This is a genomic window from Caldalkalibacillus mannanilyticus JCM 10596, from assembly GCF_000615945.1.
GTDB classification, from domain to species: Bacteria; Bacillota; Bacilli; order Caldalkalibacillales; family JCM-10596; genus Bacillus_AT; species Bacillus_AT mannanilyticus.
Genome location: NZ_BAMO01000092.1, coordinates 1 through 1323, shown reverse-complemented (window position 1 = coordinate 1323; position 1323 = coordinate 1). Strand labels below are relative to the sequence as shown.

Genomic DNA, 1323 nt, shown 5'->3' with positions numbered 1-1323 from the left:
GATGCAATCCATAGCTTCGGTGATACGTTTAGCCCCGTTACATTTTCGGCGCAGAGTCACTCGACCAGTGAGCTATTACGCACTCTTTAAATGGTGGCTGCTTCTAAGCCAACATCCTGGTTGTCTGTGCAACTCCACATCCTTTCCCACTTAACGTATACTTGGGGACCTTAGCTGATGGTCTGGGCTGTTTCCCTTTTGACTACGGATCTTAGCACTCGCAGTCTGACTCCCGGATTAAAGTATTTGGCATTCGGAGTTTGACTGAATTCGGTAATCCTGTGGGGACCCCTAGTCCAATCAGTGCTCTACCTCCAATACTCATCATCCGAGGCTAGCCCTAAAGCTATTTCGGGGAGAACCAGCTATTTCCGAGTTCGATTGGCATTTCACCCCTACCCACACCTCATCCCCGCACTTTTCAACGTGCGTGGGTTCGGGCCTCCATTCAGTGTTACCTGAACTTCACCCTGGACATGGGTAGATCACACGGTTTCGGGTCTACGACCACGTACTTTCGCCCTATTCAGACTCGCTTTCGCTGCGGCTCCGCCTCTTCAGCTTAACCTCGCACGTAATCGTAACTCGCCGGTTCATTCTACAAAAGGCACGCCGTCACACATCAATTGTGCTTCGACTGTTTGTAGGCACACGGTTTCAGGTTCTCTTTCACTCCCCTTCCGGGGTGCTTTTCACCTTTCCCTCACGGTACTGGTTCACTATCGGTCGTTAGGTAGTATTTAGCCTTGGGAGATGGTCCTCCCGGATTCCGACGGGGTTTCACGTGTCCCGCCGTACTCAGGATCCGTCCCGGAGGGATGACAGTTTCGACTACGTGGCTGTTACACTCTTTGGCCGATCTTTCCAGATCTCTTCGTCTACTCTCATCCTTTGTAACTCCGTATGGGACGTCCTACAACCCCAGTAAGCAAGCTTACTGGTTTGGGCTGTTTCCGTTTCGCTCGCCGCTACTCAGGAAATCGCATTTGCTTTCTCTTCCTCAGGGTACTTAGATGTTTCAGTTCCCCTGGTCTGCCTTCTCATCTCCTATGTGTTCAGAGATGGATTCTACTCGATAAGGAGTAGAGGGTTCCCCCATTCGGAAATCCCCGGATCAATGCTTACTTACAGCTCCCCGAGGCATATCGGTGTTCGTCCCGTCCTTCTTCGGCTCCTAACGCCTAGGCATCCACCGTGCGCCCTTTCTAGCTTAACCTTACGGTTGTTGCTATTCTAGGTTTAAATCGGTTTGTATCCTAGATTGCTCAGTTTCTCGATGAAACTTGCTTCTCATTTCTTATTATCTAGTTTTCAAGGAACAAA

1 rRNA gene is annotated in these 1323 nt (G+C 50.2%); it reads right to left on the bottom strand.

What is annotated here, in order from left to right:
• Positions 1 to 1216, bottom strand: a 23S ribosomal RNA gene (locus tag JCM10596_RS22745); the annotation flags it as partial.
• Between the last annotated feature and the right edge of the window lie 107 nt (positions 1217 to 1323).